Source organism: Hylemonella gracilis str. Niagara R, from assembly GCF_000600295.1.
Lineage (GTDB): Bacteria > Pseudomonadota > Gammaproteobacteria > Burkholderiales > Burkholderiaceae_C > Hylemonella > Hylemonella gracilis_A.
In genome coordinates this window covers 525,204-534,669 of record NZ_JEMG01000001.1, presented here as the reverse complement: position 1 = coordinate 534,669, position 9,466 = coordinate 525,204, and the positions used below count along the sequence as shown (strand labels likewise).

At 61.3% G+C, this 9,466-nt stretch carries 11 protein-coding genes and 1 riboswitch; of the genes, 1 reads left to right on the top strand and 10 read right to left on the bottom strand.

Going from position 1 to position 9,466, the window contains the following annotated elements:
* Window positions 1-294: 294 nt before the first annotated feature.
* A riboswitch (cyclic di-GMP riboswitch) is annotated at window positions 295-379 on the bottom strand.
* A gap of 193 nt (window positions 380-572) precedes the next feature.
* Window positions 573-1,415 (bottom strand): AraC family transcriptional regulator, encoded by an 843-nt coding sequence (locus AZ34_RS02490; RefSeq protein WP_035610671.1) that lies wholly within the window; start codon window positions 1,413-1,415, stop codon window positions 573-575.
* A 493-nt stretch (window positions 1,416-1,908) separates the two neighbouring features.
* Window positions 1,909-2,061 carry a hypothetical protein gene (locus tag AZ34_RS18160; protein WP_155831699.1) on the bottom strand — a complete coding sequence of 51 codons (153 nt, stop codon included), beginning with the start codon at window positions 2,059-2,061 and terminating at the stop codon, window positions 1,909-1,911.
* Between the two features lie 129 nt (window positions 2,062-2,190).
* Between AZ34_RS18160 and AZ34_RS02485 the strand changes: the two genes are divergently transcribed.
* Window positions 2,191-3,150 (top strand): M14 family zinc carboxypeptidase, encoded by a 960-nt coding sequence (locus tag AZ34_RS02485; RefSeq protein ID WP_231495442.1) that lies wholly within the window; start codon window positions 2,191-2,193, stop codon window positions 3,148-3,150.
* A 324-nt stretch (window positions 3,151-3,474) separates the two neighbouring features.
* Here the strand turns inward: AZ34_RS02485 and AZ34_RS02480 are convergent, their stop codons facing one another.
* From AZ34_RS02480 to AZ34_RS02445, 8 genes are read right to left on the bottom strand one after another with little or no spacing between them, the layout of a single operon-like run.
* A complete protein-coding gene (locus AZ34_RS02480) occupies window positions 3,475-4,092 on the bottom strand; it encodes a class I SAM-dependent methyltransferase (RefSeq protein ID WP_035604440.1) in 618 nt (205 codons plus the stop codon).
* A 50-nt stretch (window positions 4,093-4,142) separates the two neighbouring features.
* Entirely contained in the window at window positions 4,143-4,568 is a 426-nt protein-coding gene (gene cadR, locus AZ34_RS02475; protein WP_035604438.1) for a Cd(II)/Pb(II)-responsive transcriptional regulator, read from the bottom strand.
* Window positions 4,569-4,607: 39 nt separating this feature from the next.
* Window positions 4,608-5,234: an SCO family protein gene (locus AZ34_RS02470; protein WP_035604435.1), complete on the bottom strand. Its 627-nt coding sequence runs from the start codon at window positions 5,232-5,234 to the stop codon at window positions 4,608-4,610.
* Window positions 5,231-5,896, bottom strand: a complete 666-nt coding sequence (locus AZ34_RS02465) for a DsbA family protein (RefSeq protein ID WP_035604432.1) — start codon at window positions 5,894-5,896, stop codon at window positions 5,231-5,233. The genes AZ34_RS02470 and AZ34_RS02465 overlap by 4 nt, the downstream gene beginning before the upstream one ends.
* Window positions 5,893-6,336, bottom strand: a complete 444-nt coding sequence (locus AZ34_RS02460) for a disulfide bond formation protein B (RefSeq protein ID WP_051509469.1) — start codon at window positions 6,334-6,336, stop codon at window positions 5,893-5,895. The genes AZ34_RS02465 and AZ34_RS02460 overlap by 4 nt, the downstream gene beginning before the upstream one ends.
* Complete coding sequence (locus tag AZ34_RS02455; protein ID WP_197026487.1) at window positions 6,329-8,449, bottom strand: heavy metal translocating P-type ATPase; 2,121 nt, start codon at window positions 8,447-8,449, stop codon at window positions 6,329-6,331. Before AZ34_RS02455 ends, AZ34_RS02460 begins: the two co-directional genes overlap by 8 nt.
* Entirely contained in the window at window positions 8,446-8,682 is a 237-nt protein-coding gene (locus AZ34_RS02450) for a heavy-metal-associated domain-containing protein (protein ID WP_035604429.1), read from the bottom strand. Before AZ34_RS02450 ends, AZ34_RS02455 begins: the two co-directional genes overlap by 4 nt.
* Window positions 8,683-8,719: 37 nt before the next feature.
* Window positions 8,720-9,325: a methyltransferase family protein gene (locus AZ34_RS02445; RefSeq protein ID WP_231495441.1), complete on the bottom strand. Its 606-nt coding sequence runs from the start codon at window positions 9,323-9,325 to the stop codon at window positions 8,720-8,722.
* Window positions 9,326-9,466 lie beyond the last annotated feature (141 nt).

Here is a 9,466-nt window from a genome sequence, read left to right as displayed (position 1 = left end):
CCGAGGCGGCGGTCCTGTTCCCCGTGGTAATGGTGAGTCCATGGCCTGACGATGGCCTTCCCCACACAAGCCAATCCGTACGACACACCCAGCGCTGAGCGTTTCATGCTTCTCTCCCTGCTCTTCCCAACTCATGCAGTGCGCCCGCCCTCAGGCGAAGACGAACACAGCATGCCCCTGTCGGAGACAAGTAAACCCGCAAACCCGGAAAAGAACAGAGACAGAAGAAGGAGGGAGGCCACGCACCAAGCGCACCCCGCAAGCTGTTCAGGGCTGTACGCCCCATTGCCGCAGCTTGGCAACCCCGCTGTCATGTCTGTTCGACTTAGACCGGTAGCTTTGCGACCCTGGCTTTCGCTCAGGTGTGCCTTGTCTCACGAATGAGAAGAAATCTTATCAAGCCCCAACGAATGCTCGCGAGAGTGCACGCTTTATAAGGTAACCAGCTGTTTCCAGGACAGAAATAAAAAGGCCTGCTCCTTTCAGGAACAGGCTTCAGATCAGCGGCGGCTCGGCTGTGGGGATGGTCGATCAGGTCCACATGGCACGACGGGAAGGCTGGACATCGCGAACTACGACCGGCCCGTCCAATGCGGTTGTCGCTTGCGCCAGTCCCTGGGCGAGAGGCCCGTGTGTGCCTTGAAAGCCCTGGAGAGCGCTGCATCGTCGGCATAACCCACCTCTTCGGCCACCAGGTGCATGGGCATGCCTTGGTATACCCGCTTTTGCGCCAGACCGAGTCGCCATGACTGCAGGTACTGGCCTGGTGTCACGCCCACGACCTCTTTGAATCTGCTGGCGAAGGCGGTGCGGGACATCCCCGCTTGCTCCGCCAGTTCCTCCAAGGACCAGGGGTGCGCCGGCTCGTCATGCATGGCGGTGACGGCCTTGCGCAGCTTCGGATGCGCCATGCCCGCCAGCATGCCGGAACCGATCTGACCTTGCGCCATGAGTTCACGCAACACTTGCACCAGCAGGACTTCAAAGAGACTGTCGAGCAGGGTCTGTCTGCCGCATTTGTCGCTGGAAGCCTCGGCGAACAACAGAGCCAGCACGGGCTGGCTGTCTGCCAGCCGCTCCAGCGGGATGAACACGTGGTCGGGCAGGGCGGCCTGCACCGGGTTCACCGCCCCACCCTCGAAGCGCAAGTCAGCGCAGACCATGTCGGCGCCGACGGTTGCGTCGGTCACGAACCGTCGCGGGACGGGCCGCGGGTAAAGCAGCAAGGTGGGGACCGTGATGCGCACAGGCGCGCTGGTCCCATGGAACACATCGACTTGCCCCTCGCGCACCACATGCAGCTGACCGAGCCCCTCCTCGGTGCCTAGGCTGTTGATCCCGCAGAGCGGCCCACTGTGAAAGGTGCGCGGCGTTACAGCGAAGTGGGTGAAGAGAGCGGCGAGCCTGTCGGCCAATTTGTACTCCAAGCAAAATACTGTGTACTAAATTATGCCGAAAGTTCAGGCTTTGGGCGCAAAGTTCGTCCTGCCGCAAGGCAATCACACGCCACTCAACCAACACACACTGGAAAGACACTTCATGTGTCGGGAACAATTGAGTCTGCAATCCGACAATTGATTCTGCAATTTGAGTCGTTCAAAATCAATAAGTTACGCAAACCGTCTCGCAAGGTTTGCAATTTCTATCCCTCACTAGCCAGCTGACTCCGATCTGACTGGGCGTCAGTCAAATACAGAAACTGCAAGATTTAGTCGACTTGCTGCTTCAGTCTGTGCCCGCGCTGTCATGGGGTTGCTACGAACGGCAGCAACCGGTTGCATCCTTCTTGCACTCCCGCCGTTGCCAATGCAGCATCGGCTTGAGGCTGCTTGCCGTCTTTCATGCGTGCCTCAGCGAACGACGACTGACACGTGAAGCAGTCATTCAAGGTATGTGGCCTCAGTCCACCTAGCGCGTCAGCATCTGACGCAGGGGCAGGTTTATGGCCTCGAAGGAGCCGATCACCGCATCGACCACGAGATCAAACGCATGTCCATATCCCTGGTTCAGACTTGCGACGCCCAAGCCCATTTCCTGCAGCACCTGGAGCGCCTCAGCCATCGAGTGCTATCTGGACTTGCGCTTGAAAGGCGCCGGAAAACTCTGAGGCTGTGGGGACATCGGGGCGGGTTCTAGAATTCAGCCATGTGCTTTTGGAGCCGGACAGGCGCAGGCCGCCTTGCAGGGCGGATGCCCGCATTCTTTTTGTGGGCCGCCGCATCGGCCCTGACCACGCTGGTCATGCCGGGGTGGGTTGGGGCTCAGCAGGCGGACGTGCAGCCGGCACCGGTGCCACCGGCAACGCCGCCGTATGCGACTTTGGTGGAGCGCGACATGCCGCCACCGCTGGAGCAGCGCAAGGGCAAGGTCTGCGAGGAATTCTGGATGCGGCTGCCGAACGTGACCTGGGCGCTGTGCGAAGCCGCCCAGTTACGGCCGAGCGAGGGACGCAGCGTGCGCGGTCGGCCGATCTATGTGCGCGACGTGGCGCTCACCGCGGAACAGCGCCTGCGCGTGCTGGTGATCGGCGGCACCCACGGAGATGAGCCATCGTCGGCCTCCGTGCCCCTGCACTGGATCCAGTACGCGCAGGGCGAGCCGGAGCGGGGCATCCTCTGGCGTTTCATTCCCGCCTTGAGCCCGGATGGCTTGTTCGACCGGCCGGTGCGCCGCATGAATGCAAACGGGGTAGATCTGAACCGCAACTTCCCCACGCCCAACTGGACGCACGACGCCACGCACTACTGGACGGTGCGCACGCGCAAGGACCCGCGTCGTTACCCCGGTCCTGAACCCCTGAGCGAGCCGGAATCGCGTTATTTGTTCGAGGAGATGCAGCGCTTCCGGCCGCATCTGATCGTCACCATCCACGCACCCTACGGCGTGCTGGATTTCGACGGCCCGCAGGAAGCACCGCGCAAGCTCGGGCGCCTGACCTTGAATCAGCTGGGCGTGTTCCCCGGCTCACTGGGGCATTACGCGGGCGTGCACAAGGGCATGCCCGTGGTGACGGTGGAGCTGGTCAGCGCTGAGTTGACGCCACGCAACGTGGAAATCCGCCGCATGTGGGACGACCTGCAGCAGTGGATGGGCATCACGCTGGCCCAGGCTGAGGCGGACGAGGACGTGCCACCGCGCCAACGCCGCTGACCCGGGACGGAAACAAGCGAAGCCGTGTGATAACGCACGGAGAGTTCACTGGACAAGGCCGTAGCCAGCTCACCCAGTGGTTTTTCGAGTTTGCCGCGCGCGTCTGCGACTCATCACCGTGGTCCGGGGCGAACGTTGGGTAGCGGGTTCATTCCCAGGCGATAGCAGTGGGCGCCTATGCGCCTGGCAGGCGCATCGCTTTCATGGTCCTCTCGAAGCCCAGGATGCCAAGAACGCACTTGAAGTCGTAGGCCAGCACACTCAGGCTCCAGCGTAATTCCACAATCAGCAGCAACAAAGAGATAGGGCGCCACGCTGGATGAGCTAGTGCTCCAACCGGCAATAGCAATAAACGAACTGCTGCTCGCTACCCCACGGAGTGATATGGGTGCTGACGCTATGCTCAAGAAGCTGGAAACGCCCACCGAACTCGCCGTGCAAATCGCCGGCGTCATACCGCTGCACCGGCAAACCACTGCAGCGCTCCGGCCCTGCAGGACCAAACGTGCCTACGATGCAGTGCCCGCCAGGCTTGAGCGTGCGCAGCACCTGCTGGACGTACGCGTCCCGATCTGCTGATGAAGTCAAGAAATGAAACACCGCGCGGTCATGCCAAACGTCGATGGAATGCGGCGTGAACGAATGCCGCAGTACGTCCGCGGCAAGCCACCTGACACCGTCCGCACGACTGCCCAATCTCCGTTTTGAAACCTGAAGTGCCGTTTCCGAAAGGTCGAGAACCGCGACGTTGTCATAGCCTGCGTTCAACAGATCGTCCACGAGTGTGGACTCTCCGCCCCCCACATCCAGAATCGCGGCAGACTTCGGTGCACCGGTTTTCTCGATGTAGCCGAGAGACTCCACAAGATGCGGGGCATACCAGCTCACCGAGTCCGGAGCTTTGGTGCCGTAAATTTGTTCCCAATGCAATTTTCCAGTCATGCTGCTACCTCACCACGCGTCAGCAGGATCGTACCTTTGTCGAAGCCTTTCTAGGCACCAGCGTGGCTCGCAGAGGATGACGGGCTCGATGCATCCATGAAAGACGCAAGAATGGCGCACTCATGAGAGGCGTCACCATCGCACCTTGCCCTCAGTGCCACGAGCTGTCGGTCCAGGTCGCGGAGTGCCTTGAGACGCTGCCTGACCTGCGCAATGTGCTTGTCCAGCAAGGCATTGACGTTGGAGCACGATTGCGAAGGTTCCGCTGCAAAAGCCAGTAGCTGGCGGATATCAGGCAGTGGGATATCGAGTGAGCGGCAGTGCCGAATGAAGCGCAAGCGTTCAAGATCGTTCCCGACATAACGACGGTGGTTCGATGGTTCCCTTGCCGGTGCTTGCAGCAATCCCTCCCGCTCATAAAAGCGAATCGTCTGCACGTCGCATTCGGCCTTGAGGGCCAACTCACCGATCTTCATGGCAATGGCTCCACAAATTGTTTCTCTGAAAACATCAGGTCACCCTGCGCTGATCAGCGTGCGCAGATCCGTCGCGACGTCCTCGGGCGACTGCTCGTGCCGGATCGCCAAACGCAGTTGCCCCTTGGGATCCAGGATGTAGGTCAATGCCGTGTGGTCCATCGTGTAGGAGCTTCCCGCGGGCACCTTGGAATAATAGATCTTGAATTCCTTGGCGACGTCCTGTGTCGCCTGCATGCTCCCGCGCAAGGCGATGAAACTGGGATCGAAATTCGCGGTGTAGTTCCGGAGAAGCTCCGGCGTGTCACGCTCAGGATCGACCGAAACGAGCAGAACTTGCAGCTTCTCGGCATCTGCACCCAGCAGGCGCCGCACTTCGACAGCCCGAGTCAGCGCTGTTGGACATACATCGGGGCATTGGGTGAAACCAAAAAACAGCATCACATAACGCCCTCGGAAATCTTCGAGCGTGCGCGTACGACCCTCCGGGTCTTGCAAGGAAAAACCGCGACCGAAATCCGCTCCCGTGAGGTCGATGGATTTGTAGCTAGGCTTGGCTCGATCACAACCTGCCAGAGCGGTTGCCAGCCAAGCGCCACCGGCCAGCAAGCAGGTTCGACGTGCAATTCGCGATGCACCCGGAGAGAGGAAAGGCAATGGATTCATGGTGCTTTGCGGCTTCGTTCAACTTCACTTTTCACCAACTCACGCAATACGCGCGGGTCTGGTTCCGACAATGGCTTTCCATTGACAAAGAAGGTCGGCGTCGCGCGCACGCCCACGGCAGTCAGGTCGGCGACATCCTGTTTCAACACCTTCTCAACGTCGCCCGACGCGACATGAGCGCGGGCTTTCTCCATGTCGAGTCCTGCGGCGCGAGCAAACTGCCAAGCCCGATCGGCTGTCGGCGCACTGTGACTGGCCCAGACCGGCTGCGATTGCAGCAAGGCTTCCATCATGGGTTCGAAACGTCCTTGCGCCCGGGCTGCTTCCAAGATCTGCACCCCGATCACCGAAGGCTCCCGGTGGAACGGCACATAGCGAATCACCAGGCGCACCTCGCGCGGCCACTCTGCGAGGATCTGTTTGACATAGGGATAGAAGGCCCGGCAAGCTTCGCAGGCAGGGTCGAAGAATTCGACGATGGTGACCGGAGCGGCAATCGGCCCGACAACGGGCGAATGAGACCGCACCATGACGCCGAATTGCGCCGCAGCTTGTTGAACAGCTTGCTGCCGCTCGTGGCGCTGATAGAGAAAGACGGCCGTAACAAAGGCCGCCACGGCAATGAATGCCGTGAGGATGACGATAACGGTACGTCGGGTCATGAAGAAGTCCTTGAACGAGCCAGAAAAAGCAAAACGGCGATGGCGCCGAAGGCAACCAACGCCAGCATGGGCAATGGCAAACCGCCCAGGATGGTCATGTCAGCGCTGGTACACGATAGGCCTTGGCTACAAGGCGTGATGCGCTCGGGAATCAATCCCAGGTAAAGCAGGCTATGGAAGCCCGCCACCAACAGGCCGGCACCGGCCAATGGCAGCGCATAACGCCAGCCCCCCGCGTCGGCGCGCAAGCTCGCCACACCGAGAACGATGGCCAAGGGGAACATGAAAGCACGTTGGAACCAGCATAAATTGCAGGGTGCCTGCCCCATGACTTCACCGACAAAAAGCACCACGAGCGACGCCAGCAATGCAATGAGCCATGCAGCGAACAACAGTGTCCAAGTTGCGCGGCCATGATCAGCAGTTGTCGTTTCAGTCATGCTTGGCCTCCCCAACGCGAATCAGCCGCGACGAGTTGGCGAGGATGCCGATATCCGGGATCGACTGCAACGCTGCCGCGTAGATCGGTGGCAACAGGCCAAAAGCCGCTAGCGACAAACCCAGAAGGTTGTACAGAGCAGTAAAGCCGATATTGGAACGCACCACCCGCATCGTTCGCGTGGCGATGCGTACCGATTCGGCCACGAGTCGCCAGTCCTCGCGCATCAGCACGATATGGGCGGCTTCCATCGCCACGTCCGTGCCCCCACCCATGGCGATGCCCACATCAGCCTGCGCCAATGCCGGGGCGTCGTTGACACCGTCGCCGACCATCACCACGCGATGGCCTTGCCGCTGGAACTCGCGCACGATGCCGATCTTGTCCTCCGGCAGCAAATTGGCGCGCCACGCCAGGCCGAGTGGACTGGCAATGGCGGCAGCCGTCCTCTCGTTGTCGCCGGTCAACAGTTCGATCTGCTTGATGCCCGCGGCGCGCACCGCCACCATCGCCTCGGCGATCTCCGGACGCAAGGTATCTTGCGCCGCGAACAATCCGGCCACTCGCCCATCCACGGCGACGAACAACAGTGTCTTTCCCTGGGCTTCGAAGCGCTGCGCAATCTCGGCCACGGCGTGGGCATCCGTCCAGGTTTTCAGCATTCTGTCGTTGCCGATCTCCACCGTCTTCCCACCTACCAAGGCACGCACGCCATGCCCGGGCAGGGATTCGAATTGCTCTGGCTCAAGTGCTGCCGTACCCCGCTCCATGGCAAACCGCCGCACCGCCTCGGCCAATGGATGCTCCGAATGGCGCTCGGCCGTGGCGGCCAGGCGCAGCAACTCGGCTTCGTCATGCTGGTTCAGCGACACCAGATCGGTGACCTGCGGCCGCCCCGTCGTCAGCGTACCGGTCTTGTCCACCAGCATCACGTCGCAGCGGGCCAGCGCCTCGATCACCTTGCCGCCCTTGATCAGAAGACCCTGACGGGCGGCGGCGCCAACCGACGCCATCATCGCGATGGGCGTGGCCAGCGCAAACGAGCATGAGCAGGCCACGACGAGCACGGCCACGGTGGCCAGAAGGTTGCCGCTGAGCCACCAGGTCAGCAAGGCGATGGTCGCCACCACCGGCAAATACCAAGCGCTGAAACGATCGGCGACGCGTTGCACCCGGCCGCGATTGGCCTCGGCGTCTTCGACCAGTTGCAAGGCACGCCCGAAAGTGGTGTCGCGGCCAACACGCTGAGCGCTCAGTTTGACGTAGCCCAGCTTCGCCAAGGTGGCCGCATACACTTTGCCGCCGACCTCGACTTCCACCGGCATGCTCTCGCCGGTGATGGCGGCCTGGTCGAACGTCGCCTGCCCTTCCAGCACCACGCCGTCCACGGGCACGCGCTCACCCGGGCGCACGATGACGACATCACCAGGCACCACGGCTTCAATCGAAACCTCGCGCTCCACGCCCTCACGCAGTACACGCGCTGTCTGCGGTGTCAACGCGGTCATCTCCTTGAGGAGTTTGCGGGCGCGCTCACTGGTGTGGCGCTCCGTGAATTCGCCAATCCGCATGAAGAACACGACGATGGCGGCCGTGGCCCACTGGCCAATGGCCAAGGCCGCGACAGCCCCCACGGTCATCAGGGTGTGGCTGGTCACCTCGCGCCGCAATGCGCTGCGGAGCACGTCCAGGAAGATGGGATAGCCGAAAGCCAGCACCACCAGCACGCCAAGCCACATCGGCACGCGGCTCGTGAGCTCTTCAAACAAGCCCAAGCCTTCGCCGATCACGACCACAAACAGAATCGTTCCGAACAGGATGCCCAGGATCGTGAAGAGTTGACGTTGCAGCGCCTTGGCTTCCAGCAGATGCCCGGATGGTGCTTCGGCCGCGGCAGGCACGGCTTGGGGCACGGAAAAGCCAACCTTCTCGATCGTCGCCCGCAGCGCATCGGCTGTCGCCAAGCCGGCATCGAATTGAATGACGGCTTTCTCCGCAGTGAGCAAAACGTCGGCGCTTTGAACCCCTGGCACCCGCATCAGCGCGCGCTGTGCCTTGCGTGCGCAGGCAGCGCAGTCCATGCCGGCGACCGGCAACTCCAGTGTCTGAATCACGATTGCGCCGCCGGTACGTCAAAGCCCGCGTCTTCAATCGCGGTCACAAGCGCCTGACGGGTGACGCGGGCCGGGTCTATCTGCGCCACGGCCTGGGCTGTATCAAGCGAGACATTCACCTCGCCGACGCCAGGCAGGGCGCGCAAGGCCTTGTCCACACTGCGCACGCAGCCGCCGCAGTCCATGCCGACCACCGGCAAGGTGATGTTTTGAAGATTCGATGGAAGGGTCATCAAAGCTCTCCTGAAAGAGGAAAAGAAACTGGCGCGCTCACAGCCAGCGGCGCACAGCTGCGGCATAGGCATCGAAATCGCCCCCGAAACGCTCGCGCAAGGCGCTTTCCTCGGGCTTGATCTGGAACACGGTCAGATACCAGACGAAAAGCGGCAATCCCGCCAAGGCCGACAATTTGGCCAAGTACAGCGCCCAGGCCAACAAGGCGAGCAAAAAGCCCAGGTACATCGGATTGCGCGTATGGTGGTAGATGCCTCGCACGACCAGTGACGTGGCAGTGGCTGGCCGGGTCGGGTCCACTGTCGTGCGGGCCTGGCGAAAAGCAAAGACGCCAGCCAAGCAGATCGACACCCCCAGCAGCGCGATCACAAGGCACCACCAGACATGCCAGGACCCGAGACGCGGCAAGGCGACCACTTCGGGCAAGAGCGCCATGACTGCAGCAAAAACCGCAAGCAATATCAGCGGCGGCACCTTCAACGCCAACTTGGACCGGGTTTGTTTTTGCGAGTGTTCCGTACTTCCCATGGCACTTTCTCCAGACATCGACACTACCCGCGAAGGAAAACGGGCGTCATTCCAAGGAACAGGAATGGCTTGACCGAAGCGGCACCACACCTGTTTCACCGGGAGCGGGATCAAGCATAAAACCTATAGCTAATATAGATTCAAGCGACACCCCGAACGCCAAGACTGGCATCAGGGTTATCGAAATTTTTCTCAGCAGACGAGTAAACGGGCCATGCCGAGGCTCACCTCGCGCATCAGAGCCGATCTCAGCGG